Origin of the sequence: Hungatella sp. SB206, from assembly GCF_051132295.1 — a bacterium.
Classification (GTDB): Bacteria; Bacillota; Clostridia; order Lachnospirales; family Lachnospiraceae; genus Hungatella; species Hungatella effluvii.
Genome location: NZ_CP096603.1, coordinates 4,219,189 through 4,244,966 on the forward strand (window position 1 = coordinate 4,219,189; position 25,778 = coordinate 4,244,966).

Sequence of the window (25,778 nt, forward strand, 5' to 3'; positions counted from 1 at the left end):
AAACCTCCCACTTAATCTCCCTTAATCATGCCCAGATTTACCAGGCCCCTTTTAAGCTTCCTCATTTCCTCTTCCGTTAAATCTCTGAACGGAAAACGAGACGGTCCCATATCAAAGCCTTTTAATTTTAAGGCTTCCTTATGTGCGATTGTCGGCATAACAGAGCGAAACAGTTCCCGAATCTGCAAAACTGTTTTCTGCGATGCTTTGGCCGCCTCTATGTTTCCTTCTTTAAAATTCGACCATATGCTGAATGAAAGTTCAGGAAATACGCTGGCAACAGCGATAATCCCTCCGGCGGCTCCTGCCATAAGGGCAGGGAGCACCTGGGCATCATTCCCCGTGATCAGCTCAAAATCCATCTTTTCCATTGCAACCTGATAGCTCAGCAGGGTCATAAAATCCATGCTGCTGTCCTTCACTCCGCAGATATTCCGATGCTGCTCTGCCACTGTTTTCAACACCATCGGCGTGATGGGGTTATTCGTCATGCCGCTCATATTATAAAGATATACCGGCATTCCCTCCGCCGCTTCCGCCACTTTTCCAAAGTACCGACACAGCGCCTTCTCATCATATCTGTGATAGTACGGAGCGGTAACAGAGACCGCATCCGCGCCTTCCTTCTTAGCCCATTCGATCATATGGTACAATTCGTACTCGTTCATGGCAGTCACATTAAAGAGTACTGTTACCTCCTCTTCTGCCGCTTCTTTCGCAGCAGCCAGGAGACGCTCCCTCTCTTCCGTTCTGAGATTAACGAATTCACCGCTGGTTCCGCCTACAAAAATCCCTCTTATTCCGCAGCCGGTGATATACTTAATTAACCTTGCATACTCTTCGGTATTGACTTCCCCATTTTTGCAAAAGGGAGTGAGTACCGGAGCTGTAATTCCCTGCAATGTTATATCCTTCATTTACTTTCTCCTCACTTTAAGACAGCACCTTCATCCGCAGAGGAAACTTCCCTCGCATAACGGTAAAGATACCCCTCTGTAATTTTATATTGAAATTCCGGCAGCTTTTTCAGCCTTCTTTCTATCTCGTCCTCGGACAGTTCTACCGACAGGCTGCCGCCGTCAATATCGATGGATATTCTGTCTCCATCCTGCAATGCCGCGATGGGCCCTCTTTGTGATGTCTCTGGTGAAATATGGCCGATGCACGGTCCCCGTGTCGCACCGGAGAAGCGGCCATCCGTAATCAGAGCCACCGTTTCTGAATATCCCATGCCTACCAGTGCTGCCGTAGCGGTCAGCATTTCCCGCATTCCAGGGCCTCCTTTCGGACCTTCGTTACGTATGACGATGACATCTCCATCTTTAACTGCACCTTCGTAAATCGCCTTTACCGCGTCCTCCTCACACTCAAAGCAGCGGGCTGGTCCCGTGTGCTTTCTCATCTGCGCCACAACCGCACTCTGCTTGACGACACAGCCCTTCGGCGCCAGATTTCCATGCAAAACTGCAATGGAGCCTTCAGGTGCATAGGCGTGTTCCACCGTCCGGATCACCTCCTGATTCCAGCTTGTCAGCCGGTCTGCATTCTGTCTGTGAGTTTTACCATTCACCGTCATAAGATCCAGATCTGCCATTCCGGACAAGGCTTTCAGCACGGCGCCCACTCCGCCGGCTTCGTCGAAATCCAGCATAGTGTGCACACCTGACGGCTTAATCTTAGCCAGATACGGCGTTGTCTTTGATATCTCTCCCAGCTCGTTCATAGTCATATGAAGCCTGCCTTCTTTCGCGATTGCGGGATAATGAAGTGTGATATTGGTCGAACCGCCGACACTGACGCATACTCTCGCAGATAATTCCAGCATCTCCTGGGTGACAATATCCCGCGGACATATATTTTCCTCTACAAGGGATACAATACGGACACCGCTCTGTCTTGCAATGCGCTTCTTTTTACCCGCTACTGCATGGGCTCCCGCACAGCCCGGCAGGGTCAGTCCCATTGCTTCCGCTGCAATGGACATGCTGTTCGCGGTCCCCATCATAGCGCAGGAACCAGGTCCGGGTGACATGATGCCTTCCATTTCCTCATACTCTTCCTTTGATATCTCACCCTTTAACAGTTTTCCAGCCATTTCCTTCAACTCGTAAGTTGCATAGCTCTTCGACTGATAGACGGCAGGCATCATCGGTCCGCCCGTTACCAGAATTGCCGGTATATTAATCCGCAGCATAGCCATCAGCATGGCCGGGACAATCTTATCGCAGCCGCCTAGCAGTACAAGCCCATCCAGCATATGGGCGTTTACATACACTTCAATGGAATCCGTAATCACTTCCCTGCTGGGAAGCACACTGCACATCCCGGCATGGCCCTGCGTAAAACCGTCGCAGATGGAGATTGTATTAATCTCAAACGGCACGCCTCCTGCCTCCGATATCCCCGCTTTAACCTGTTCTGCCAGCTTATCCAGATGGACGTGGCCTGGATGCATCTCATTATGTGTGTTGATAATTCCAATGAATGGTTTTCTTAACTCTTCGTTCGACAGGCCCATCCCCCTGAAGTGTGCTCTCGGCCCTGCCATACTCATTCCATTTACGACAACTGCACTTCTGTATTTTGTATTTTTATAAGTAAAGTCCTCCATATGTCCTCCTATGCCTGTAATTTTTCTGTTATTGCCGCTGCGCTTCGTTTCACCTCTTCCGCAAAGGAACAGGCCTTCTCCGGTGAGAATCGGTAATCCGGAGCAGATATTCCTATCGTTCCGGCAAGATTTCCATCAATTCCAAAGATCGGTGCCGCAATACAGACGATATCCGGATTATGCTCCCGGTTATCCAGTGAGTATCCCTGCTGTCGGATCAATTCCAGCTCTCTGTGCAGAGTTTCTTTATGGATAATCGTATTATTCGTATACTGCTTAAGCGGGTTATAGTTCAAATAACTGTCCACCCATTCTCTGCTGTGATACGCAAGAATCAGCTTTCCTCCTGATGTACATTGAAGAGGAATCTTCCATCCAATCCTGGATCTCAGCTGAATCTGGTTTTTTGCATCCATCTTTCCTATGTATACTGCCTTATCGTTATCCGGCGCGATCAGATGAATGGTCTCTAACGACAGCTCATTCAACCGGATCATCTCCTCCTGCGCCGCTTCCAGCAAATAATCCGACATATTTACTTTCAGGGCAATATTCATCATGCCCATCCCCAGTTTATACTGCCTCGCCTCTTTGTTTTTTGAAACAAAGCCGCATGCCTGAAGTTCCTGCAGAATCCGGTGAACCGTACTCGGGCTTAAACCGGTTGCTTCTGCGATATCACTGATATTCACCCAACCTTTCTGCTCTGCTAAAGCCAGAATGATCTGAAGTGCTTTTAAAGCACTATACTCTTTCATTTGTTCCTGAAGGTCCATGGCCCCTCCTTCTATTCCATATATAGAATTATCTTTTTAAATATAGAATCAATTGATATTGTCATTATAAAAAGATTGGATCGTATCGTCAATGGATAAAAAGCAAAAAAAGCAGCCGTTTTTTTGTCTGATAGTTACAAAAAAATGGCTGTTTTTTTCGATATATTTCAAATATAAAATATACTATTTTTCATGCTCTTTTCTATTCTAAATATGAAATTCTCAGGGGAAGCCGGTCAGAACTTACAATCAAAGAGGATAAACAAAAAAAAACCCATAAAAGGGAGGAGCCGGTGGAATGTGGGTTCCACCGGCGAGTTATGAAAAAAAGTCTTTTTATTAAACAAGTTTTTCTTGTCTATGTTTATAGTATACGCAAGAGTTATGAAGTAAGTTTGTAGAAGATGTAAATAAATTTTGTACAACTTGTGAAATATGTGTGAAATATGAATTCACTTTCCAGAAAGTTTCCAGAAAGACAAATCCAGGCCATATCTTCATCAGTCGTAGTAATCGTCTGTCAGTACCCCATTCGTCTCAAAGTAATACAAGGTTCCGTCGATTTCCATATCTCCGGTCACCATATGGCCGTCAGAGGCCAGATAGTACCAGTCATCCCCCAAAATCAGCCAGCCTGTTTTCATATAGCCGTTGGCGTCGAAGTAATACCACTTACTGTCGATCTCCTGCCAGCCGTCTTTGCAATACTGGTTCTCCCCTTTGCAATAGTACCAGCCACTTGCGTCCTGATACCAGCCAATGGCAGCCGCCTGGGTCTCCGGCTGAGTCTCTGCCTTCGTTTCCGGCTGTGCTGCCGGCTTCTGCTCCGGCTGCTTTGATGTCTGCTTGTCCTCAGAAGCAGTCCCCGACTGATACGGGCATACGCCGTTGGGATGCAGGTGCGCCGGATGGCCGCCGCAATGGTAATGGTAGCTTCCCAGTCCACTCTTATTCTTGTTGTCTTTGTGGCCTCCGTTGGCATCCGTACGCCCGGAGTGCGCCTCCGCCTCGATGGATAACGGGGTTCCGGGAACCACGGTGAAGGTGGACACCAGAAGGCTGCCGCTCATAAAATAAACCGCCAATTTTTTGTATTGCTTTTTCATATAGTCCCTCCTGTAAATCGTATTTCTTTCATTATACGATAAAGCGCAGGGGAAAGCTATAGCAGCCGCATATTTTCATCTAATGAATCAGCGCATTGGCAAGGGGCAGCCCTACCAGAAGTGCCAGTACCAGTTCCAGCACCACGTACATGATGTTGTAGCGGTAGATATCTCCGGATTTCAGCCAGCTCTTATTGCTGAACAGCATGGCCGCAAACGGAGATGCCGCCGGAGTCGCGATGGCACATGAGAGCACGAAGATTCCCATGATGGATACCAATGGAGCAGAATTAATCCCGGCCTGGAGACAGTAGGTGGCTATCACCGGCTGAAGGATCATGCCGATCACCAGGGAATTACATACATTGGTCAGCACACATCCGATGATCAGGAGCATGGCGCCGAAGACCAGCGGGCTCATACCCGTAAAGATCGGGGAAAGTATTGCATTTAAAAATGCAGTCACTCCTGTGCTCTCATTCGTCAGCACGCCTCCCAATAATATCGCGGATGTCACCAGAAAATACGTTCCCCAGGCAAACACCTTAACATTTTCTTCAATTGTGATAGCCGGAGCCCCATCGATTTTCACAGCAAATAAGATCACCAGGAACAAAAGGGCCATACCGAAGGAATTGGCGCTGAGCCATGCCATGCCCGGAAGTGTGGGGAAAAGGCTTGGCAGAAGCATGCTTAGCAGGAAACAGACACAGATCAGGGCCACGGTCTTCTGTCTTCTGCTCAGCGGAGGCAGCGGATTTTTGTTGAGCTGTTCCAGCGTCAGATTCTTCAGCTTGCTCACGTCAGGATGCAGGACATATTTGGTAAAGAGGATCACAGCTCCGCTGCACGCGAAGCCGTAAATCAGTGCAACAAACAGCCACTGGCCGTTGTTAATGGTAACGGTTGTACCCAGAAGGTTCTGAGACACGGTTGTGTAGTTGGAGATCAGCGCGAGGCCGTTACTCATATAAGGCGGAACCGGGAAACCGATGGCACAGGCCACGACAATCAAGATGATCATAATTGTTGGATACGCCTCGAAGGGCTTCATGCCAATATCATCAAAGATATCGTAAAGGATCGGCCAGAACAGGAAAATCGGCGCAAAGCAGCCTACAAACGCGGCTATCAGCATGGAGCCTACAAAGAGTATGGCGGTAAACGCCCATGGACGGCCGATAATAAATTTTCTTGTCAGGAAGAAGCGGCCGATATAAGCGCTGATCCGGTTGGTCTGGAGACTGTTCATCAGGATCATCAGAAAGAACAGCTGGACAACCGTTGGATTGCCGAATGCAGTGTTCAGTACGGCTCCCATCGGCGCATAGCCGGAGGTGCCGATCATGAAAATACAGAGGATGCTGGACCAGACCGGGTCGACCGTCGTCCATAAGTAGAGCGTTCCGATGAAGATGCCGAAGATCTGTTTTCCCACAGGCGTAATGTTGGGCATGTTAATCGGAAGCAGACGAAACAGGAGCATAATCGCGATGCCGATCAGGCAGTGAAACGGATACATATTTTTCTTTTGTCTCATGGTATTTCCCCCTGGTAAGTTTTATTGTCACAATATTAACATACTGATATCACTCATACCAATAGCAGGTGCTAAGATTCAAAATGCATTTTTCAGTGGATACCGGTGACAAGGTGTGCTATAGTTATATCAGTAAAAAAGGATTTATACGGGAGGATGACCATGGAACCATATCAGATCAGAGAAGATTTTATTCGCTACGGAGTTCGCAAAGAAGCGAAAAAGAATCAATATCTGTTTGATCCATCGCGGGAGGGCTGTGACAATATCTGTTTTCTGGATGAAGGGATCGCCGCACTGACGCGGATCAATGATGATGGAGAAGAACATATTTACCTCTATTTCGGAGAAAAACGGCTGGTCGGCTTCGCCAATGCGCTGGTGAAGCACTTCCCCTATGACTGGCAGCGCTACATCACTCCCTCCCCGTTCTGGATAACAGCAAAGACAAACTGCGTCTACTACAGCATGAGGGAGAAACAGTTTGAGTCCATGATGGATTCTTCCCCGTATTTCACCCAGTGTGTTCTGGGCGCAACGACCTTAAATTATCTGGAACTGGTGAATAAGATCCAGTGGATGATGGATGGTGACAAAACTGCGCAGTTCTGCAAGTGGCTCCTGACCTACTGCATAAAGAAACAGGGGAAATCCATGATCCCCAAGGCTTTTTCCTTCGTAGAGGTCGCCAACTATCTGGGCATGCATCCGGTGACCGTAAGCCGCATTGCCAGGAAGCTGAGAGAGACGGGAATCCTGGCCCGGGAAGACGGGTGCCTGATTATACAGGATGAAGAAAAGTTAAGAGCGATGACGATGCTGCAAAACGGCTGATCAAGGTAATTCAGTTTCAATAACGGAGGGCAAAACTGAACGATTCAGTTTTGCCCTCCGACATCCGTTTACCAATCTGTTTACTTTCTTTACCAATCAATCCATTAATTCCTGTTTCCCTTAATATCAAGAAACTCTTCAAAACTCTCGCACATTCTCACCGCGTCCTTCGGATCTCCCATCTCGCAGAATATCCTCAAAAGCGGTTCCGTTCCGGAAAATCTTGCGATAATCCAGCCGCCGTTCTTAAAGTACACCTTGCAGCCATCCAGATAGGAAATCTTATCGATCTCCAGATCCATTTCCGGAAGCTGTTTCTGGATTAAGAGGGTGTCATAAATCTGATCCTTCTTTTCCTGGCTGAACTTGTAATCGCGCTCCTCCATATGGATCGCGCCGTACTCTTCTTCGATATCCTTAGCGATCTGGGACAGCTTCTTGCCGGTAACGGCGATCATCTCCACCAGAAGTGTGGATGCGTAGATACCGTCCTTGCCGTTGATGTGGCCCCGAACCGTCAATCCGCCCGAGGACTCGCCGCCGATGATGGCATTCGTCTCATTCATCTTCGCAGAGATATACTTAAAGCCTACCGGCACCTCGTAGCACTTCTCTCCGAAGCCCTCCGCCACCTTGTCGAGCATATGGGTGGTCGCCACGTTGCGGACTACCGCGCCCTTCCAGCCTTTGTACTTAACCAGATAGTAATAAAGCATGACCAGAATGTCGTTGGGATGGAGGAATTTACCCGTATCGTCGATAACGCCCACGCGGTCGGCATCTCCATCGGTGGCGATTCCGATATCGCACTTGCGGTCTACCACGTAATTCTGCAGGCTTCTCAGCGTAAATGCGGACGGCGCCGGCAGTTTTCCGCCGAACAGCGTGTCATGCTCTTCGTGAATCACCTGTACGTCACAGCGTGCCGTCGCCAAAATGGTCCGCAGCGACGTGTTGCTGACACCGTACATGGGATCAATGGCAATTCTTAAACCACGGTCCCGGATGGCCTGCATATCGACCGCACCGATAATATTATCCAGATACTCATTTAAAGGATTGATCTCCTCGATGATTCCGGTCCCGATCCCTTTCTCATACTCCATGATGCGAACCGCCGGTTCCCCGGCTTCAGAGCCGCGGCTGACACAGGCCGCTTTAAGCACCTCCTCTTCGATTCCATGAATATACCGTTCGATCTCCTGGGTCTGGAGTTCATCCGCATCGCGGCCGCCCTTTGTGAATACCTTGATACCATTATAGACCGCCGGATTATGGCTGGCCGTAATCATCATGCCGTAAGGCAGCTCATGGCGCATGACAAAGAACATGATGAGCGGGGTCGGTGCGGAACCGAGGATAAATTTCACCGGAATGTCCTCTGCCGCAAACACTTCACTGGCCCAGATTGCGGATTCCTTCGATAAGAATCTCCTGTCGTAGCCGATGGCCACGCCCTGTTCCGCGACCCCCTCGTCCTTCATCTTGTTTACGAGAGCCTTGGACAGCTTCTGGATATTCTCCCTCGTAAAATCATCGCCGATAACGGCTCTCCAGCCGCCTGTGCCAAATTTAATCATGATTCTCCTCCTTCATTTCCCATGACAACAGTTACTTCATGACTGCTTCCTGCTTCGAAAGCAGGTATCTTACTTACCTTTTTGCCATCCAGTACCAATTCCTTTATACCCTTCATCACGCCATCCGGATTCTTCACGAAGATACGGTACTCTGCGCCGCGCCATACGCGTTTTACAGAGAATTCCTTCCAGTCGGCCGGAATACAGGGATCAATCTGAAGGCAGTCAAACTGCGGACGGATCCCCAGCATATAGCGGGTTGCGGAAAAATACGCCCAGCCGCCGCTTCCGGTCATAAACGGGTGGCGTGCCCGGCCGTAAGCCGTGTGATCCTTTCCCATAATAAACTGACAGTAAGAATACGGCTCTGCCTCCCTGATTTCTATTATATCATTCTGATAGTAAGGGCACAATGCATGATAGAACTTCATTGCCCGGTCGCCTCTTCCCAGCTTGCATTCCGCAGCCCACGCCCATGGGTTCGGGTGGCTGAAGACGGATCCGTTTTCCTTTACACCGGGATAAACTCTGGTGACAAAGCCGATATCATCGTCAGGAACCGTGTAGGACGGGCCATTGAGCATAATTCCGTACGGTGTGTATAAGTATTCATCCACAGCGTCCATCGCCTGGATTCCCTTTTCGAAATCCGCAGCGCCGGACAATACCGCCCAACTGTTGGACTCCAGATGCAGCCTGCCTTCCCGGTCCTGATGGGTGCCGATCTTCCTTCCGTTTTTGGTGATGCCGCGGATATACCAGCCGTCATCCCACAGCTCCCTGTCACAGATTTCCTTCACGGTATGGCCCATATCGGTATAGTACTTCACATCGTCCTCTCTCCCCAGCCAGGAAGCCGCCTCCAGGAAGTTGTCGATGGCCCAGTAATGAAGGAAGGATACGAGTGCGCTCTCTCCGCCTCCCAGATTCAGGCAGTCGTTCCAGTCGGCACGAAGCCCCTTGCAGACGCCGTGAGCCCCGATCTGCTCCGCAGAAAAATCCAGAATTTTCTTCATATGCTCATAGACCGTGCCGCTTCCGCCGTCGGCATAGGTGATGACCTCATCGAAGAATCCGTACTCTCCGGTCTCCTTTACATATTCCACGATGGAGGCAATCAGCCACAGCGCATCGTCAGAGCAGGTATCCTCAAGGCCATGGATCATATCAGAAACCTTCGGAGTCGGCACAACAGTAGGCGATTTAAACGGTTTCACCTCCGTGTCCGGATCGAACCACTCCGGCTGGAATAAGTGCAGGCCGTATCCGGCCGATACGAGGCCGCGAAGCAGCTCTACCAGCCTCTGGCGGCATTTCTCCGGATTGGAGTGAGGCACCGTCATGGCATCCTGCGCCGTATCCCGGTATCCCAGTCCGGTCCGGCCGCCGACCTCGATAAAGGAGGCGAACCGGGAGAACATGACGTTGATCTCCGCCTGGTACAGCGTCCACGTATTGATCAGCGTGTTCATGCCCTCGTCCGGGGTATCGATCTGAAGCCGGTTACATTTATTGTCCCAGAACGCTTTCAAATCGCTGTATGCCTGATCGACGGCGCAGTGATCCGCATACTTTGCCCGCATGGCGCGGCCTTCTTCCCGCTTCCCCTCGCCCAGCAGGAAGATGAGTCTCGATTCCTCTCCCGGTTCCAGTTCCAGGCATTTTTTCAGGGCGCCGCAGTGATTGCCGCCCTTTTCGAAGCTTCCGCTCATCTCGCCGCGTTCCACCGCCGCCGGATTATCCTCGGTGCGGTAGAGGCCGATGAATTTGTCCCGCAGACAGTCGAAACCGTCCGGATCAAAATCTGAGGTGAAGTACTGGTATCCAAACTCCTCGTAGAACAGATCGTGTTCAATAATGCCGTCTTCATACGTAGATCCTGCGGCATATAAACTCATCTGAAAGTTCTTATTGTCTATATCAATGTGATGGAAGGAAAACTCACAGTAAGAGTAAACGCTTAATTTCCGTTTTCTACCGCTCTGGTTCATAAGCTTTACATCCCAGAGTTCTACCGGATCGTCTGCCGGAATGAACAGTGTCTGCTCCGCCTCGATTCCCTGGTAATCACAGCTGTACGTCGTGTAGGACAGGCCGTGGCGGCATGTGTATTTCGCCTGATCCAGAGGTTTTCCCACCGGCTGCCACGAGATACTCCAGAATTCCCCCGTCTCATCGTCTCTCACATAAACGTAATGGCCCGGCCGGTCCATCGGAACGGCATTCCCCCGAAACCGTGTGATTCTGTGGTATTCCGGGGATTTATAGAAGAGATATCCGCCTGCCGTGTGGTTCACGACGGCGCACATATCCTTCACTCCCAGGTAATTAGTCCACGACGTGGGCAGGTCTACCCGGTCGATCACATATTCCCTTTTTTCATTATCAAAATGTCCGTACTGCATCCCGTTATCCTCCTTATTATGAGCACTTAGCGCCTGTATTTTAGTCTCATACGTTCTATCTCAATTATAGATTTTTCCCAAAAAATAGGTATGGCTGAGAGTGTGAAAATTTGTCTAACCTTGCGCGATCACAAAAAGCGGGGGTTGCAAAGCCATCGTTTCTATTATAGAATAGGAGGAGCGTCAAAAAAGGAGAACATACACATGAAGAAAAATGCAATCGTTGGCCAGTCCGGCGGCCCTACCGCCGTCATCAACGCGAGCCTCTACGGCGTCATAAGGGAAGGCATAAACCAGGAAGCCATTGATCACGTCTACGGTATGATTAATGGAATCGAAGGCTATATGTCCGGTACCTGCATGGATTTAACCGCGGATTTAACTTCAGATGAATTAGAGCTTTTAAAATTAACACCGGCGGCCTATTTAGGTTCCTGCCGCTATAAACTGCCGGAAGACTTATCCTCACCGTTCTACCCCGCCCTGTTTGAGAAGTTTCGGAAGATGAACATCGGATACTTCTTCTACATCGGAGGCAATGATTCCATGGACACGGTCAGCAAGCTGTCCCGCTACGCCTCCCACCATCACAGCGAGATCCGTTTCATCGGTGTTCCGAAAACCATAGACAACGATCTCGTTCTGACCGACCATACCCCCGGTTACGGAAGCGCCGCCAAGTACGTGGCCGATACGGTCCGGGAAATCGTTCTGGACTCCTCCGTCTATCAACAGAAATCCATTACCATCGTGGAACTGATGGGCCGCCACGCCGGCTGGGTGACCGCGGCCAGCGCCCTCGCCCGCAAATACAAGGGGGACAACCCGGTACTCATCTATCTTCCGGAGACTCATTTCGATTTTGAACAGTTTACAGAGGATGTGACTGCCGCCTTATCTAAGAACAGCACTGTCGTCATCTGTATCTCCGAGGGCATTTCCGACGCCAGGGGCAAGTTCATCTGTGAATATGCGGATGCCGCCCGGCTCGACACCTTCGGCCATAAAATGCTGACCGGCAGCGGTAAGATGCTGGAAAACTTCATACGGGACAAGTTCGGCGTCAAGGTCCGTTCCATCGAGTTAAACGTTAATCAGCGCTGTTCCGGCATGATGGCTTCCGCCACCGATATCGAGGAATCCGTTCTCGCCGGCCGTGAAGGCGTAAAGGCCGCCGTCTCAGGGCTTACCGGACGCATGATTTCCTTTATACGGAATGAAAACGGTCCATACCATCTGGAATGCGGCACGGTCGATGTTAATGAGGTCTGCAACAGGGAAAAACTCTTTCCATCTGAATGGATGAATCCCCGCGGCACCGATGTGACGCAGGCGTTCATCGATTATGCGCTTCCTTTGATTCAGGGCGAAGTGCAGAGGAAGACGGAATCGGGCCGGCCGGTTTATCTTTATCGTAAGAGTCCGGTTCAAAAATAAAAGCAAATGCGCGTCAATCCCATTAAACGAAAGGGATTGACGCGCATTTTTAAACATATTGATTTCACTCATCTGATTACAGTCTTTCCTACTTCAAAAACCCATTCACAATCTGTGCTTCCGCTTCCGCCTCGCTGAGCCCCAGCGTCATCAGCTTGATAATCTGGTCTCCCGCTATTTTGCCGATGGCCGCCTCGTGGATCAGGGCTGCATCTGTGTTGTTGGCTGTGATCTTCGGAATCGCGCTGATGTTGGCATGGTCCATGATGATGGCGTCACATTCAGAATGGCCGGCGCATCTTGAGTTGCCGTTGATCTCTGCTAAGAACGTCTGTCTCGAATCATCTCTTGCCACCGCACGCGAAATGACGTTGGCGCTGGAATCATCTCCGTTTAAATTCACCACAAATCCGCTCACCGCCTCCTGAGCGCCGTGTGTCATCAGTCTCTCCTGGATAACCAGCTTCGCGCCGGCTGAAAGCTCGGCCTTCGTGTTCCGGTTTGTGGAATCCACGCCCTTGATCTGGACCATCTCCATCTCCATGTAGCTGTTTTCCTCCAGATACACCTCCGTGCCCGGGTTCATGATTCTCTTGCCGTTGCCGTTGCCCTCACCGTAGTGTTTCTCCACGTATTTCACTTTGGAATTCTTTCCCAGGTAAAAACGATGGATTCCGTCATGCCGGGAATCCTGCTGCCCGCAGTTGCTGATGCCGCAGCCCGCCACGATCACCACGTCTGCGTCGTCTCCGATATAAAAATCATTATAAACCACCTCGGTTAAGCCGCTATCGCTTAACACAACCGGGATATGAACACTCTCATGCTTCGTCCCCGGCTTAATATGAATATCGATGCCGGTGCCGTCGTCCTTCGATGTGATATCGATGTTGGCCGTCGTGTTCCGGCCCGCTGTCTGGCCGTTGGCGCGGAGATTATATGCGCCTTCCGGCACGTCATGTAAATCAGCGACTTCTTCTAACAGCCGCTTCTGAATCTCATCTATCTTTGCCATGTCATGCCTCCTCCTTGTTGTAAAACTTCGTACAGGCATCCACTGCGGAAGCTGTCCCCAGAAGATGAGGAAGGATGTCATCCTTCGGGCCCTGCATGCTGATCTGACCGTTTGCAATCACCACGATCTCGTCTGCGATATCCAGAATCCTCTCCTGATGAGAGATGATTAAAATCGATCCATTTTTGATGTTTTGACGCATGCGCTCGAATACTGCGATCAGGTTCTGGAAGCTCCATAAATCGATTCCGGCCTCCGGTTCATCGAAAATAGACAGCTTCGTTCCGCGCGCCAGTACGGTAGCGATCTCGATCCGCTTTAGTTCGCCGCCCGATAAACTGTCATTCACCTCACGCTTGATATAATCCTTGGCACATAAGCCCACTTCGGATAAATACTGACATGCATCCGTAATGTTAAGCTCTTTTCCCGATGCAAGGCGCAGAAGATCGAATACTTCAATCCCTTTAAAACGGACCGGCTGCTGGAATGCATAGCTGATTCCGCTCTGAGCGCGCTCCGTAATGTTCTTCTCTGTAATATCTGCCCCATCCAGTAAAATCCGTCCTCCGGTCGGCTTCTCAATTCCCGCAATCAGCTTCGCCAGAGTCGATTTCCCGCCCCCGTTGGGACCTGTGACGACGACAAATTTATTGCTCTCTATAGTCAGGTTTAAATTCCTGATAATCTCTTTCTGGCTCTTCTCATCCTGTACGCCAAAAGATAGGTTTTCTAATGTAAGCATATGTCTCCTCCTGTATCTCTTACTCAAACACCCGCACATGCTAGTATACACCATTTTTCCAATCTTTACTATATTTTTTTTCATATCGGTTCTTTTTCCCGCCTCCTCTTCATACACTTATAACAATATCCGTTTTACCATTCATAAGAAAACACACTTAAGGGAGAAATGTATATGAAATCCGATATGATACTCGACAATATGCCCTGCGGCATTGTAAAACTGAAGGCCGAAAGCGGCTTTCCGGTCCTCTATGCGAACCATGAACTGAAACAGCTGAACGGAGCCGGAAAACGTCTGGAAGAAATCGTGGAACCACAGGATTATCCGGAACTGGAGAAAGAAATCCTGGGACACTTAGGGAATTCACCTGCGCGTTTTGAACTGGAATTCCGAAGTCCGGCAGAGGGAGGAGACTCCTGCTGGTACCTCATCCGCATAAACTACGTCCCCGGAGGCGGAGAAGAGGTTCTCTACGGTATCATCATCGACATCAGTGACAGAAAGAAACGTCAGGAAGAATTACTCATCCGTGAGGAGCAGTACCGCCTCGCCAGCCGGCACTCCGGATGCAACATCAGCATTTACGACATTCCGTCGAAAACTCTCTGTCAGCCACCCGATTCAGCATTTTCATTTCCCGGTCCCATTTCATTCCCGCCAACCCCTGATTTTATCATCGAGAACGGTATTATCCACCGAGAGAGCGTCCAGGAATTTCTGGACTTTTACAATTCTATGGAAAGTGGAGTCCCCGAAGGGAAATCGATCATCCGCATGAAAATGAAAAGCGGGGAATACCACTGGTTTTCCGCCTGCTACTCACTCATATACGGACAGAACCGGGAACCGTTAAGAAGTATTATCTCCTATCAGGATATTACCGGGCAGTATGAAAAAGAACTTGCCTACCAAAAATGGATGGAGTACATGAACGAACAAAAAAAAGACTGTATCGGCTATTACGAATACAATCTTAAATACGATCTGTTTGAGGAAATCCTGGGCGAGCTCACCTCCACCCTTCCGGAATACGCCCGGAACACCTTCTCGGACATCATCAATTACATCGCGGAACACTTCATATATGAAGAGGACCGCGAAAACTACTTAAAGGTGTTTAACCGCAACCAGCTGCTCTACCACTACTACCACGGCAACCGCTCCCTTCAGACGGAACACAGAAGACTCCGTCCCGACGGCACCGCTTACTGGTGCCTGGGGCTGATTCAGATCGTTCCCGATCCGTACACCGATACCATCAAAGCATTTATCCTGATTAAGGACATCGACGAAGAGAAGAAAGAAGCCCTTACACTCCAGGAAATGTCGAAGCAGGATTCCTTAACGGGCCTGTTAAACCGCGGCACCTCGGTCCGCGCTATCCGCCATATTCTGAAGAACAGCCAGGACCACCACATTCTGATCATGCTGGATATCGACCGTTTTAAACAGATCAATGACCGGTACGGCCACCAGTTTGGAGACAAGGCCCTCCGCACCGCGGCCGCGCGCTTAAAATCAGCGCTCCGCCGTGATGATGTCTTCGGACGCCTGGGCGGAGACGAATTCATCATACTGTTGAAGGACGTCTCCTACTCCATGGACTTATATGCCCGCCTGGAGAATCTCTGCAGCCTGATCGGCAGCGCCCTGGAGCCGGAAGCACATATATCCGGCAGCATCGGCACCGCGGCCTTCCCCGAGGATGGGACTACCTTTGAAGCACTCTATGAGAAGGCCGATATCGCCCTGTACCATGCTAAGCTGCACGGTCGCAACCAGTACGCCGTGTACGAACCGGGTATGAGCATGTCGGAGGATATGGATTGATGCAAGACAGACTGTTATGATATTTTATCAGCGGCCTGAAGGCTCACAGAACAAAAGCGGCGGTATCATTTACGATACCGCCGCTTTTGTTCTGTGCATCTTTCGTGCAGAAGAAGGGACTTGAACCCTCACAGTATTGCTACCACACGGACCTGAACCGTGCGCGTCTGCCAATTCCGCCACTTCTGCATTGCTATACAGCATATAATTGTACGAATTGGTTGTCCAATTCATACAATTATATTACTATATTTATCCAAAATAATCAAGTACTTTTTTCAATTTTTTAAAAATAATTCAATTTTGTTATACGTAACCCAGTAATCCCGGCAGCCACAGCGACAGAATCGGCACGTAGCTGACCAGCAGAAGGACGATGAAAATGGCCGCAAAGTAAAGAAGAAGCGGTTTAATGACATTTTCAATCTTCGTCTTACCTACCTTTACACCTACGAACAGGGTCGTACCGACCGGAGGCGTGATGGTTCCGATACATAAGTTAAAGATCATCATGATGCCGAAATGTACGGTATTCATTCCCAGCTTCTGACAGATCGGAAGGAAGATCGGCGTGAAAATCAGACAGGCCGGAGTCATATCCATGAATGTACCGATAATCAGCAGAAGGATATTGATGATAAAGAGAATAACGTAACGGTTATTGCTGATGCTTAACATGGCCTCTGAAACAGCCGTCGGAATCCCGGTAAATGCCATAACCCAGCTCATGATGCTGGAGACTCCGATTAAGAAGATAATGATACCCGTCATCTCCGCACTGTCTAAGAATATCTTCGGCAGCTCTGAAATCTTAATGGACTTATAGAAGAACAGGGACAGGATCAGGCTGTATACCACCGCAACCACACTTCCCTCTGTCGCCGTAAAAATACCGGAGATAATACCGCCGATTACGATGATGATCATGAGCAGACAGGGAATCGCCTGGAAAAATACTTTCACTTTCTCGCTCATGGAATACCGTCTGGTGCTGCGGTATCCGCGTTTTTTCGCAAAATAGAAAATAACGGCCATACAGGCAAGGCCCCAGAGGATGCCGGGGATATAGCCCGCCATGAAAAGCGCTGCAACGGAGGTTCCGCCGCTGACTAAGGAGAAGGTAATCATAACGTTGCTGGGAGGAATGAGCAGGCCGGTTGGCGCCGTCGCAATATTGGCCGCCGCCGAGAAATCACGGTCGTATCCCTCTTCCTCCTCGATCGGTCCGATGATGGAACCCATGGCTGAGGCCGCCGCGGTACCGGAACCGGAAATAGCTCCGAACAGCATGTTGGCAACCGCATTGGTATGAGCCAGTGCTCCCGGAATTCTTCCGGTAAACAGTTTTGCAAAATTAATGAGACGGATCGCGATTCCGCCTTTGTTCATGATATTTCCCGCCAGGATAAAGAACGGAATGGCGAGAAGGCTGAACACTGAGATTCCTGAAAAGATACGCTGTGCTCCCGTAAGTACCGCCGCTCCCGTATTGAGAACCGGCAAAATCGCACAGATAGAGGAAACCGCCAGAGCCACCGCGATCGGTACGCCGGCCAGCAGCATAATCACTAAGAGGACCAGGATAATCAGTCCGCATGCAACCGCTATATTCATACTCTCGCCTCTCCCTTCTCACTGAAATCGCCATGCAGCATGTCCATGGCATTGGTAAAGCTAAAAAACATAATCAGAATTCCCGTCACCGGCACAATCATGTAGATGTATCCCATGGGAACCTGAAGGGAGGCCGTCGTCTGGATCATGGTCAGCTTCGTGATGGAGATTCCTCCGTAAACCATGACGACCGCCGCAAACGCAAAGGTCAGAAAATCGATGGCTGTCTCCAGTACTTTTCTGGGAGTTCCCGTTATTTTATCGGCCAGGAAGCCCATTCTCATATGGTCCCGTTTTCCAAATACATAAGCGGAGGCGAGCAGAGCCATCCAGGTGAAGGAATACGTCAGAAGCTCCTCCGACACGGTGCTTGGCCGGTTAAAAAAGTATCTCGTAACAATCTGGTATGTGCCGATGATCGTCATCATGGCAAACAGGAAAATAATGAACAGTCCCAGAATCTTCATCAGGACTTCTCTGATTTTATGCAATGCTTCCATTCTTACTCTTCCCCTTTCGCCTGTTCATTAACGGTTTGAATATGCTTGTAAAAATCGCGGATTTTCGGATTGTCGTTCAGCATCTTCTCATGGAGCGGAAGTACTTTTTCCTTAAAGGCATCCACATCGACATCGATGAATTCCACGCCCATGTCTTCTGTGGCGATCTTCTTCGCCTCCTCGATGCTCTTATCCCATTCCTTCATCTCCACTTCCGTTGAAAGCGCTGCCGCGTCCTTAAAGATCTGATACTCTTCCGGGTTCAGTCCCTCTAAAAACTTTAAGTTGGCAACCAGCATGTCCGGTACCATCTGATGCTTGTTGTAGCTGTAGTATTTTGCAACCTCACCGTGTTTGTTATTCGTCAGGGCCAGCTCGTTGTTCTCTGCGCCGTCAATCACGCCCTGCTGAATCGCGGTATAAACCTCGCCGAAGCCCATGGGCGCCGCCGCGGCTCCAAAGGAATTGACCATGGAAACGCTGGCCGGGCTCTGCTGTACTCTGATTTTCTTTCCCTTTAAGTCTTCAGGAGTACGAATCGGCGTTTTTGCATAGAAGTTTCTCGTACCAGCATTATACCAGGTAACCACGCGGAATCCGGCCTCGTCGGTGGACTCGTAAACCTGTTCCATGTAGTCGGAGTCTTCCATGACAGTTTTATATACATCTTCCGAATCAAAAAGATACGGCATGCTGAAAATTTCGTAGACATCTGCAAACGTCTCTAAGTTGGCGGTTCCTGCCACAACAAAATCGATGGCTCCCGTCTGTGTCAGCTCGATCGCCTTCTGGGCGGAACCAAGAATCTCATTCGGGAATATCTGTACCTCATACTTATCCCCCAGCCGTTCCTCCACGTATTCCTTAAAGGCCAGTAGTCCCAGATGCTCCGGATGGGTCTCTGACTGTGCGTGGGAAATACGGATAATCCGTTTTCCTGAAGTGATGGAACCACAGCCGGTCAAGGATACCGCCATGGCCGCGGCCATTAAAACAGCGGCTGCTTTTTTAATCATTTTTTTCAATGCTCTCCATTCCTTTCCTTCTCATACATTACATAGTTCACATACTATTTATCCCCGTTCCAAGGTATGTATATACTTCGAAACGGCCGGAATACTCTCCGGCAGCAAAAACAGCAAAAAAATCTCCATAGCTGCTTTTGCGTTACGAAATCGTTAAGATCTTGACATTTTCTTAACAGTAACATTATAAAGCCATGGAGATTAAATGTGTACAGTAAAATATTGACATTAAGGAGGGTAATATTACCCAATTTTCCAGCATTAGGGCGTGTTTTATTTCTATGACGGAAGACCGTCACGATATTCCGACGGCAGCTGACCTGTGATCCGCTTAAAGATTTTTGAGAAATATTTCGAATCGCTGTAACCCACGCTTCTGCTCACATCCTTAATATTGGCCCGTGGGTCCTCCAGCAGTTTTTTCGCCTCCTTCACCCTTAAATGGGTCAGATACGCGGTAAAATTCTGATCGAAACACTGCTTAAACAGGCGGCAGAAATATACCTCTGAATAGTTCATGGCGCGTGCCGCGTCCTGCATGGAAATATCGCGGCTGTAGTTCTCCCTGACATAGGCACGGATGGCGGCAGCTACTCTGGAGTACCCGTTCTCTGGTTCCTGACCGGGGTCGTCCTCCGCGTCCCGGTCGGTTCCGGCATCGGTACCGCGGATGCCTTCCCCGCATAGATCCACCTGGCGCATAGCCTCCTCCATCACCGGGATGAGCTCCTCGTCATCACACGGCTTTAAGAGATATTCCAGCGCATGGAGGGAAACCGCCCGCTTCGCATAGGAAAAATCGTCATACGCTGTTAAAAAGATAATAACGCAGTCCGGGTGGCTCTTTCTGATCCACTCCGCCGCCTCCACGCCGTTCATCCCCGGCATTCCAATATCCATGATCACAATAGGCGTATCGTTCTTATCCACAGCCAGGATCGCCTGCATGCCGTTTTCTGCATGAAAGACCTCACAGCTCTCTCCAAAATACTTTTTGAGCTTCCTGCTGAAGGACAGCCTCTCTATTTCTTCATCATCTGCAATCAATACCCGGTACATGGTTCTTTCCCCGCTTTCCCCTTTGTTTTCTGCCCTCTGTTTCTGTATCTCTGTCCCCCCATACCATAATCCCCTACATCTCAGCCACAGTAAACGCCATGCGCACGACAGTCCCCCGCCCTTCTCTGCTGTCGATCAGCATTTCTCCGTCGGGATACATGGTCTTAATCCGCCGGCTGATATTGCTGACTCCGATTCCCAGTTTCTGGCTCTCACCGTTTCTCAGCTCTTTCCGGATTTCTGCAAGCCGCTCCGGCGCAATCCCGGCTCCGGTGTCGGATACGGAAATAAAGATTCGTTTTCCCCTTATCCATGACCGGATATGGAGCCGTCCGCCTTCCGGCTTTACCGCAAGGCCGTGGACAATGGCATTCTCCACCAACGGCTGTAAGGCAAATACCGGAATCATAACCTCCATGGTATCCTGGCTGCAGTCCGAGGTATACCGGATCCTGCTGCCAAACCGCATCTTCTGAAGGTAAATGTAATCCTCCACCACCTTCTTTTCCCGCTCAAAGGGCATCACGGACGCCGTAGATTTTAAATTGTAGCGGAACAGCCTGCTCATGGCCTGTATCATCTTCTCTGTCGTCTCCGCCTCCTCCATCTCCGCAGCTCCGGCAATGGTATTTAACGTATTGAACAGAAAATGGGGATTGATCTGGTTCTTTAACATCTGAAGCCGGACCGCCTCCAGCTGCGTCTCGACCTCGTGCTTCTCTTTCAGCGTCTCAATATATCCCTGTGTGGAACATTTCATCCGGCAGAACGCCCGGACGAGATCCGCAATCTCATCTTCACATTCCGTTGAAACGGGAGGGCCGCTGTAATCATTTTCCGCGATCCGTCTGGAATCCTCCGCCAGCGCCTGCACCGGCCTGACAATGTGCCTGCCAACCGACCGATTCAGCCATAGGACGGCCGCCAAAGCAAGCGATCCCCAGAGAATCGTCAGCACCGGAATCAGGAGAAACAGCGGAATCTGCTTTTCATATCTCCGGATTCCCGCGGCCACATTCATCTCCTGAAGGCTTCCGGCATAGCTCTTAATGTAGTTCTGCATCTGATAGATCTCATACAGCTTCTGAACGTACTCAGGGTCATCCTCAGACATCGATAGCAGCTCGGCCTTCCTCTTCTCATACGTATCGTAGCTGTTTTTCACGGACCACGTCTTTGCGAAACGTTCCCGCCCGATCTCGCCGTAATCGTACGGCAGAGCCTCCAGGGCCTTTCTCGCAGCACCGCACGCCTCGTCGTAAGCGGCTCTGTTATCCTCTGAACGGTCCCGGATCATGGTCTTAAACGTCCGGCTCTCCGTCTCCATCGCCGCCTGAAAGGAAGCGCTGCGGGAATTGTCCTCCAGGATCTTCCTAAACCCGTTCATGCCAAAGCCTGCGGTCACAAGGTTCATCAGGATCGAAAATGACACCGCAAATGCGGCGAGCACCGTAATTGCGCCCACCTTTTTGCGCAGGGGAAGCGAGAGCCACGTCCTGCGTATCTTATCTCCAAATGATCCATTTCCCTTTACCCTGTCCATCAAACTGTCCTTTCCCTGCAGCATACCGCTGTATCGGTAAATCGAAAAAAGGATTTCATAAAAGGCTTTCACCTTTCACAAAATCCTCACCTGAGCCTTCGCTCTTATCATGCGGGAGATGGGACTTGAACCCACACGAGCATTCACCCACAAGATCCTTAGTCTTGCCTGTCTGCCAATTCCAGCACTCCCGCACAGCCATATTATAATACCAATAAATGGACAAAATGTCAATATGTTTTGCAATTTTTATTATTGATTCTTCCGATAAAGTTTTTCATAACAAAAAATACCCTGTGGATTTACACAGACACCTGCGATGTCAGCGCGCGCCGCAACCAAAACTGCCGGCTGGTAAAGCGGGACTGCATAGTAGCTGCCTGCAATGATCTGATTTGCTTCCTGATAGATCGCCTCCCGGGCTTCTGTATTGATCTCCATACGCCCCTGCTCCAGCAGCTCTTCCACTCTGGGATCGGTGAATCCGCTCTGGTTCACGGTAGGATGACCTGCTTTGGAATAAAGCTGTGTCAGCGTACTGTCCGGATCGGGGTTGCTCGTCCAACTCATGATACTGCCCATCTGAGTTCCCTTGCCCACAATATCAAGGTATTCCTGCAGCTCTAAAAATTCATAATTCAAGTTGATGTTCACCTCAGCAAAGTCCATCTTCAGATACTCCATCAGCTTTTTTCTCTGAGAATCAAAGGTAAGTACGGTAAAATCAAATCCATCCGGGTATCCCGCCTGTGCCAGCAATTCTCTGGCTTTATCCGGGTTATAGGAGTATTCCTTGAAGTCAGCAAAGCCCAGTATCGGTGCAGGAATGATACTGCTCTGCGCTTTGCCAAAGCCGGAAAGCACGTTATCGATAATACTGTGTTTGTCAATCGCACAGGCAATGGCCTGGCGGACACGGATATCGTTTATGGGCGCCACCCTGGGATTCAGAATCAGCAGTTCTGTCTTTGTAGAGTCTGTCTGATAAAGATTCACAGACTCATTTAAATCCAGATAATCGCCGTCATTGGCCGCTACCCTGTATAGGACATCCAGCTTTCCATTGAGAAGCATGGCCGTACTGTTTGGTTCGGATGGTTCCACCACAAAGCTTAAATATCTGCTTTTGGCTGCACCTCCAAAATAATCGTCAAACCGCTCCAGCCGGATCTCTTTCCTCTCTGTGCGCTCTATCACCTTGAAAGGTCCGGAGCCTACAGGCTTATTCACGTCGTAGTCAGGATTTGACATGGCTTTTTCGGACATAACGGAGGTACTGGTACGCACAAAAAGTGTCGGCAGGTTGTTCATTTGGTCTGTAGTGGTTACCTTGACTGTCTTATCATTAAGCGCCTCGATATCCGCAATAACCAGCAGAGACTGCTCCGCTTTCTCGATGTTCATGGCGCGGTGTATGCTGAAAACTACGTCAGAAGCAGTGAGCGGCGTCCCATCATGAAATTTCACATCGTCCCGAAGCTTAAAGATCCACTCCAGCTTTGAGACCTGTTCGGCATTTTCGGCCAGACAGGGTGACAGATTGAGCTTTTCATCAAAAGTATAAAGGGTGGAGAATACGCAGCGCCCCACAGTCTCAGATAAAATATCTTTGGTACCGGCCACATCCAAAGATACGATGTCATCGGTGATTCCCACCTTAATGGGAACCATATCCTCTTTTTGTGTGCCGCAGCCTCCCAACAGGAAAACCGCCGGCATCAAAAGATACAGTAATTTGCTGATTCGTTTTTTCATACCATTCTTATCCTCTCGCTTTTCTATTATATTACATGATGCAGTACTGGGAGCGGCCCTTTTCTTTCGCACGGTACATGGCTTCATCAGCGCGCCCCACAGCATCATCCAGTGTTCCGGGCGGCGTTACCATATAAACTCCGACACTGGCTGTCAGATGGATCTGACCGCCGTGCGGCGCATCCAGCAGAAAAGAGACCGTCTGCACCAACCGCTCTGCCTTTTGCTCTGCCATCTCTCTTCCGATGCACGGTGCAAATACGACGAATTCATCCCCCCCGAAACGGCCAACCACATCGCACTCACGGAACTGCACGCGAATGGCTTGTGCCGTAGATATTAAGGCCTCATCACCTGCCGCATGTCCCAGAGTATCATTGACCTGCTTAAATTTATCAAGATCGATAAAAAACACAGCATCCTGCCGTCCCTCTCTTGACAGCTTGCAGTGCAGCGGAAATGCCGTCTTATTGTAAAGCCCGCAGAGCGGGTCTGTCTGCGAGGATTGAATCAGCCGTAATTCCTCCAGCTTCTTATCCGTAATATCCTCAAAGTGAAGTGCTGCCCTCCAGACGTCAGTTCCCTGAATGACAGGGACCGCTACTACTCGGTACCATTTTCTTATTTCATTTTCTTTTATGCTGAAGCGGGTTTCCGTCTCCATGGGTTCCGTCAGCTTTCCGCATACAATACGATACAGGACAGTATCCGGCGATATATCCTGCCCTTCTTCTGAAAACAGTGCCAGCACCCGTTCTGACGCCGTCCGGCCCTGCATATCATCAATCCGTGCCGACAGTCTCCCGGAAGAGCATTCTACAGTGTCCGCCTGAAAATCAATAACAATGCGAAATTCATAGGTTGCCATGAGCAGCGCAGCATAAAGGTAGTTGCTCTCCCTGATTTTATCCTGAACCAGTGTCATCTCATCTGACAGATTAGAGAATTTTTCGGCCAGGTACCCAATTTCAGTTTTAGGGTCTATATCCGCCTCGGGGAATTTTGTCGCTCCATTCAGAAAAAATTCTTCTACAGCCCCGAGCAGTTGATCCAGCGGATACAGCATTTTTCTGCTCTGATTTCTGGACAGGATTATAATTATGAAGAATACCGCCAGCAGCGCTGCTATGTTAATCATTCCATAGTTCTTTACCTGGGAGAAAATCTGTGCTGTATCTACGGTACTTACCAGGACCCAGGGTGTCTTTGAAAGACTCTGGTAATAGACCAGATTGTACTGGTCATTCATTTTGCAAAGCAGGGACCCCCGACTTTCTTCTCCCACTTTCAGGTCCAATTCCGACAGAGAGCCAGACACGTCCTGTTTTGAGGTAATGATCTGATGATGTTCTCTGCAGTAAATCAGGGCGTTGGAGGATTCCAACTGGCGGTGGCTGCTGATGAGTTTTAAAATATAATCCGTCCGGCACACGATGACTAATGTTCCCACGGCTGTTTTGTTTTCCTGTACCGGCGTGTAAATCACAATGCTGTTGCCTGGGTCTGTAAACGGGATTTCGCTTACAAGCTGTTGCTCCAACTGTGACAGCGTTGGCAGATTGGCCTTTAGCACGCGGCTGTCGCTGACAGAACCGGAAGAGTAGATAATCTCTCCCTCCAGGTCTAAAAGAGCAAAAATAGCCACATTGTCCAGCGTTTCATCCGTAAAGTTCAGAATATCATCTGATAATTCACTGATGGTGCCTTCCCCCCGGCGCGAGTTATTCTCACAGACGCGTTTTACCTCCTGGGATAACACAAACTTTCTGGCTCGCACCATAAGCCGGTTGATATTTTCTTCCACCAGCTCTGCCTGAATCTGCGTGGAATCGCGCAGATTTTGTTCATGGAGATCAAAGGCCAGTACAAGATTTGTGGCAAATATATATATATGCCCACCGCGGCCAGCGGCAGCATTGCCAGCATGAGAAACGATGTAAATAATTGTTTTCTTAGATTCATAGCACAGCCTCGGTATTCCGTATTCTATTTGATCATACAGCCATAATCACACCTCTTATATTAAATGCCTCCCAGCTGCCTGGAACTGTATTTCGTATCATTCAATGACTCCCGAATCGCTTCTCTTGTCACTGGCTTTATAATATATCCCTGTGCACGGGACTTAAGCGCCTCACCCACATAAGTGTCTGTAGCGGTGGTAAACACGGTCAGCACGCCAGGCTGAACGGCTTCACATTTTATCTGCAGTCTTAGTCCCGTCAGCCCAAGCATGGGAATCTCCGTGAAGAGCACATCAATGGGATTATCTTTTATGTATTGCTCAGCAAATGCAGGGTCAGAGAACATCACGACCTCGCATCCGGGAAAAACCATTCTTAAAAATCTGACCAGTTTTGCTAAATCCTTTTTATTGGGATCAACTGCTGCAATGACCAT

The 25,778-nt window shown here is 49.5% G+C and carries 20 protein-coding genes and 2 tRNA genes; 3 read left to right on the top strand and 19 right to left on the bottom strand.

Annotated features, from left to right (window positions below):
- Positions 1–11: 11 nt before the first annotated feature.
- The 5 genes from M1L66_RS18585 to M1L66_RS18605 form a co-directional block, all read right to left on the bottom strand.
- On the bottom strand, positions 12–917 hold the full coding sequence (locus M1L66_RS18585; protein WP_434687576.1) for a dihydrodipicolinate synthase family protein: 906 nt from the start codon (positions 915–917) through the stop codon (positions 12–14).
- An 11-nt stretch (positions 918–928) separates the two neighbouring features.
- Entirely contained in the window at positions 929–2,611 is a 1,683-nt protein-coding gene (gene ilvD / locus M1L66_RS18590; protein WP_434687578.1) for a dihydroxy-acid dehydratase, read from the bottom strand.
- Positions 2,612–2,619: 8 nt separating this feature from the next.
- Positions 2,620–3,387, bottom strand: a complete 768-nt coding sequence (locus tag M1L66_RS18595) for an IclR family transcriptional regulator (RefSeq protein WP_025532197.1) — start codon at positions 3,385–3,387, stop codon at positions 2,620–2,622.
- A 500-nt stretch (positions 3,388–3,887) separates the two neighbouring features.
- Positions 3,888–4,493 (bottom strand): N-acetylmuramoyl-L-alanine amidase family protein, encoded by a 606-nt coding sequence (locus M1L66_RS18600; protein WP_187019427.1) that lies wholly within the window; start codon positions 4,491–4,493, stop codon positions 3,888–3,890.
- 79 nt (positions 4,494–4,572) lie between these two features.
- On the bottom strand, positions 4,573–6,033 hold the full coding sequence (locus tag M1L66_RS18605; protein ID WP_187019425.1) for an SLC13 family permease: 1,461 nt from the start codon (positions 6,031–6,033) through the stop codon (positions 4,573–4,575).
- Between the two features lie 162 nt (positions 6,034–6,195).
- On the opposite strand from M1L66_RS18605, the gene M1L66_RS18610 reads away from it, so the two are divergent.
- The gene (locus M1L66_RS18610) at positions 6,196–6,867 is read left to right on the top strand and encodes a Crp/Fnr family transcriptional regulator (protein ID WP_412336515.1); all 672 of its coding nucleotides are present in this window, start codon (positions 6,196–6,198) and stop codon (positions 6,865–6,867) included.
- A 104-nt stretch (positions 6,868–6,971) separates the two neighbouring features.
- Here the strand turns inward: M1L66_RS18610 and M1L66_RS18615 are convergent, their stop codons facing one another.
- Positions 6,972–8,447 (bottom strand): phosphoglucomutase/phosphomannomutase family protein, encoded by a 1,476-nt coding sequence (locus tag M1L66_RS18615; RefSeq protein WP_187019421.1) that lies wholly within the window; start codon positions 8,445–8,447, stop codon positions 6,972–6,974.
- The gene (locus M1L66_RS18620) at positions 8,444–10,852 is read right to left on the bottom strand and encodes a GH36-type glycosyl hydrolase domain-containing protein (RefSeq protein ID WP_187019419.1); all 2,409 of its coding nucleotides are present in this window, start codon (positions 10,850–10,852) and stop codon (positions 8,444–8,446) included. Before M1L66_RS18620 ends, M1L66_RS18615 begins: the two co-directional genes overlap by 4 nt.
- A 204-nt stretch (positions 10,853–11,056) precedes the next feature.
- On the opposite strand from M1L66_RS18620, the gene M1L66_RS18625 reads away from it, so the two are divergent.
- Entirely contained in the window at positions 11,057–12,289 is a 1,233-nt protein-coding gene (locus tag M1L66_RS18625; protein WP_187019418.1) for a 6-phosphofructokinase, read from the top strand.
- Between the two features lie 88 nt (positions 12,290–12,377).
- On the opposite strand, the gene M1L66_RS18630 is transcribed toward M1L66_RS18625, so the two are convergent.
- Positions 12,378–13,304 carry a SufB/SufD family protein gene (locus M1L66_RS18630; RefSeq protein WP_187019416.1) on the bottom strand — a complete coding sequence of 309 codons (927 nt, stop codon included), beginning with the start codon at positions 13,302–13,304 and terminating at the stop codon, positions 12,378–12,380.
- Between the two features lies 1 nt (position 13,305).
- The gene (locus M1L66_RS18635; protein WP_055653012.1) at positions 13,306–14,049 is read right to left on the bottom strand and encodes an ABC transporter ATP-binding protein; all 744 of its coding nucleotides are present in this window, start codon (positions 14,047–14,049) and stop codon (positions 13,306–13,308) included.
- A gap of 174 nt (positions 14,050–14,223) precedes the next feature.
- On the opposite strand from M1L66_RS18635, the gene M1L66_RS18640 reads away from it, so the two are divergent.
- Positions 14,224–15,882, top strand: a complete 1,659-nt coding sequence (locus tag M1L66_RS18640) for a sensor domain-containing diguanylate cyclase (protein WP_187019414.1) — start codon at positions 14,224–14,226, stop codon at positions 15,880–15,882.
- A 105-nt stretch (positions 15,883–15,987) separates the two neighbouring features.
- Here M1L66_RS18640 and M1L66_RS18645 read toward each other — a convergent pair.
- The 10 genes from M1L66_RS18645 to M1L66_RS18690 all read right to left on the bottom strand — a co-directional run bounded on the left by M1L66_RS18645 (position 15,988) and on the right by M1L66_RS18690 (position 25,778).
- A tRNA-Leu gene (locus M1L66_RS18645) sits at positions 15,988–16,071 on the bottom strand.
- Between the two features lie 117 nt (positions 16,072–16,188).
- Positions 16,189–17,496 (bottom strand): TRAP transporter large permease, encoded by a 1,308-nt coding sequence (locus tag M1L66_RS18650; RefSeq protein ID WP_187019412.1) that lies wholly within the window; start codon positions 17,494–17,496, stop codon positions 16,189–16,191.
- On the bottom strand, positions 17,493–17,996 hold the full coding sequence (locus tag M1L66_RS18655) for a TRAP transporter small permease (protein ID WP_025532038.1): 504 nt from the start codon (positions 17,994–17,996) through the stop codon (positions 17,493–17,495). Before M1L66_RS18655 ends, M1L66_RS18650 begins: the two co-directional genes overlap by 4 nt.
- A gap of 2 nt (positions 17,997–17,998) precedes the next feature.
- Positions 17,999–19,012: a TRAP transporter substrate-binding protein gene (locus M1L66_RS18660; protein ID WP_434687584.1), complete on the bottom strand. Its 1,014-nt coding sequence runs from the start codon at positions 19,010–19,012 to the stop codon at positions 17,999–18,001.
- A gap of 288 nt (positions 19,013–19,300) precedes the next feature.
- Positions 19,301–20,080: a response regulator transcription factor gene (locus tag M1L66_RS18665; protein ID WP_434687586.1), complete on the bottom strand. Its 780-nt coding sequence runs from the start codon at positions 20,078–20,080 to the stop codon at positions 19,301–19,303.
- A gap of 73 nt (positions 20,081–20,153) precedes the next feature.
- Entirely contained in the window at positions 20,154–21,647 is a 1,494-nt protein-coding gene (locus M1L66_RS18670) for a histidine kinase (RefSeq protein WP_434694280.1), read from the bottom strand.
- 86 nt (positions 21,648–21,733) lie between these two features.
- A tRNA-Leu gene (locus tag M1L66_RS18675) sits at positions 21,734–21,817 on the bottom strand.
- A gap of 58 nt (positions 21,818–21,875) precedes the next feature.
- The gene (locus M1L66_RS18680) at positions 21,876–23,378 is read right to left on the bottom strand and encodes an ABC transporter substrate-binding protein (protein ID WP_434687588.1); all 1,503 of its coding nucleotides are present in this window, start codon (positions 23,376–23,378) and stop codon (positions 21,876–21,878) included.
- Positions 23,379–23,409: 31 nt separating this feature from the next.
- Positions 23,410–25,182 (bottom strand): diguanylate cyclase, encoded by a 1,773-nt coding sequence (locus M1L66_RS18685; RefSeq protein WP_434687590.1) that lies wholly within the window; start codon positions 25,180–25,182, stop codon positions 23,410–23,412.
- A gap of 218 nt (positions 25,183–25,400) precedes the next feature.
- Positions 25,401–25,778: a response regulator gene (locus tag M1L66_RS18690; protein ID WP_187019401.1), complete on the bottom strand. Its 378-nt coding sequence runs from the start codon at positions 25,776–25,778 to the stop codon at positions 25,401–25,403.

Bases quoted from the DNA above. Each gene is read 5' to 3' on its own strand.
- M1L66_RS18670 (WP_434694280.1), bottom strand. From the start codon at position 21,647: ATGCTGCAGGGAAAGGACAGTTTGATGGACAGGGTAAAGGGAAATGGA.
- M1L66_RS18620 (WP_187019419.1), bottom strand. From the start codon at position 10,852: ATGCAGTACGGACATTTTGATAATGAAAAAAGGGAATATGTGATCGAC.
- M1L66_RS18660 (WP_434687584.1), bottom strand. From the start codon at position 19,012: ATGATTAAAAAAGCAGCCGCTGTTTTAATGGCCGCGGCCATGGCGGTA.
- M1L66_RS18595 (WP_025532197.1), bottom strand. From the start codon at position 3,387: ATGGACCTTCAGGAACAAATGAAAGAGTATAGTGCTTTAAAAGCACTT.
- M1L66_RS18680 (WP_434687588.1), bottom strand. From the start codon at position 23,378: ATGAAAAAACGAATCAGCAAATTACTGTATCTTTTGATGCCGGCGGTT.
- M1L66_RS18630 (WP_187019416.1), bottom strand. From the start codon at position 13,304: ATGGCAAAGATAGATGAGATTCAGAAGCGGCTGTTAGAAGAAGTCGCT.
- M1L66_RS18640 (WP_187019414.1), top strand. From the start codon at position 14,224: ATGAAATCCGATATGATACTCGACAATATGCCCTGCGGCATTGTAAAA.
- M1L66_RS18610 (WP_412336515.1), top strand. From the start codon at position 6,196: ATGGAACCATATCAGATCAGAGAAGATTTTATTCGCTACGGAGTTCGC.
- M1L66_RS18605 (WP_187019425.1), bottom strand. From the start codon at position 6,033: ATGAGACAAAAGAAAAATATGTATCCGTTTCACTGCCTGATCGGCATC.
- M1L66_RS18665 (WP_434687586.1), bottom strand. From the start codon at position 20,080: ATGTACCGGGTATTGATTGCAGATGATGAAGAAATAGAGAGGCTGTCC.
- M1L66_RS18635 (WP_055653012.1), bottom strand. From the start codon at position 14,049: ATGCTTACATTAGAAAACCTATCTTTTGGCGTACAGGATGAGAAGAGC.
- M1L66_RS18585 (WP_434687576.1), bottom strand. From the start codon at position 917: ATGAAGGATATAACATTGCAGGGAATTACAGCTCCGGTACTCACTCCC.
- ilvD (WP_434687578.1), bottom strand. From the start codon at position 2,611: ATGGAGGACTTTACTTATAAAAATACAAAATACAGAAGTGCAGTTGTC.
- M1L66_RS18600 (WP_187019427.1), bottom strand. From the start codon at position 4,493: ATGAAAAAGCAATACAAAAAATTGGCGGTTTATTTTATGAGCGGCAGC.
- M1L66_RS18650 (WP_187019412.1), bottom strand. From the start codon at position 17,496: ATGAATATAGCGGTTGCATGCGGACTGATTATCCTGGTCCTCTTAGTG.
- M1L66_RS18690 (WP_187019401.1), bottom strand. From the start codon at position 25,778: ATGGTCATTGCAGCAGTTGATCCCAATAAAAAGGATTTAGCAAAACTG.
- M1L66_RS18615 (WP_187019421.1), bottom strand. From the start codon at position 8,447: ATGATTAAATTTGGCACAGGCGGCTGGAGAGCCGTTATCGGCGATGAT.
- M1L66_RS18655 (WP_025532038.1), bottom strand. From the start codon at position 17,996: ATGGAAGCATTGCATAAAATCAGAGAAGTCCTGATGAAGATTCTGGGA.
- M1L66_RS18625 (WP_187019418.1), top strand. From the start codon at position 11,057: ATGAAGAAAAATGCAATCGTTGGCCAGTCCGGCGGCCCTACCGCCGTC.